This window comes from Vibrio sp. 704 (assembly GCF_033339295.1).
Genome location: NZ_JAWOUH010000559.1, coordinates 1 through 644 on the forward strand (window position 1 = coordinate 1; position 644 = coordinate 644).

Below are 644 nucleotides of genomic sequence, written 5' to 3' on the forward strand. Positions count from 1 at the left end.
CTACCGGATCATTCGGATCTGGCGCGTCCAAAAGTGCGTCCACTTGCTCTTCGCTGATGTCTTTCGGTAAGCGTTGTGGCAATTTCGGGCTGACCAACAAGGCACTTGGGTCATCGGCACGCACTTTTTCGCGGTGAAGATACTGAAACAAACGGCGAATGGCTGACAGCATACGAGCACGTGACGTCTGCTTGTAATCCAAATCCACCAGATACGTTTGGTATTCTTGAAGTCCAGACAAACTGATGAAATCGAGGCGGTAACGATGATGCTCCATCCAAGTGAGAAGCTTCATTAAGTCATTTCGGTACGAAGCCAGCGTATTCTCTGACAGACCGCGCTCCATCCACATTGCATCTAAGAATTGCTCAACAAGCGCAAAATCTTGTGGATTGACAGGCTGTTGTGCCGTCATTCACGCTTCCTTTTATTGTTCATCTATACCCAGTGAGAGTAAGACAGCGCCAGTGTGAATGCTATAAAAAATTGGCTCAGGTGGGGAATCTCACGATATTCGCTGCATTCCTAGGCAGTTTAAGGTTAAAATCCTCTGCAACAGCAACACAAAAAACGACGAATATAATGAGAATCGGACTCTTTTACGGCTCAACAACCTGCTACACCGAGATGGCAGCAGAGAAAAT

The 644-nt window shown here is 46.9% G+C and carries 1 protein-coding gene; it reads right to left on the bottom strand.

The features are described 5' to 3' along the window. Window positions 1-415 (bottom strand): site-specific integrase (locus tag R7R24_RS27755; protein WP_318120286.1); only part of this gene is annotated, 415 nt, incomplete at its 3' end. Window positions 416-644: the final 229 nt, after the last annotated feature.